Annotated in this window: 1 protein-coding gene; it reads right to left on the reverse strand. The window is 45.9% G+C overall.

Features of this window, described 5'->3' with window-relative positions:
• Nucleotides 1-29: 29 nt before the first annotated feature.
• Nucleotides 30-231 (reverse strand): hypothetical protein (locus KVT34_RS31445; RefSeq protein WP_217563413.1); only part of this gene is annotated, 202 nt, incomplete at its 5' end.

Consider the following 231-nt stretch of genomic DNA (forward strand, 5'->3'; position numbering starts at 1 on the left):
CATATTCCTCCATCTCCCCCGCGACGCGACTAACACCTACTTACAGCGCAATAAAGACCCAGCGGGACGGCGTAGATTTTGAACAAAACCGAATTATTTTTTCCGAAAGAAACCAACTGCCCGCATACCAAATCAGGAAAATCGTCGTAGCTTGCAAGGTAAGTTTGGAAAATGTCGGTGGCAGAAAGATCACATACTGGCAGCAGTATGGCAGGAACTTTACCATCAAAA

The sequence above is a fragment of the Paenibacillus sp. GbtcB18 genome (assembly GCF_019091125.1).
Taxonomy (GTDB): domain Bacteria; phylum Bacillota; class Bacilli; order Paenibacillales; family NBRC-103111; genus Paenibacillus_F; species Paenibacillus_F chitinolyticus.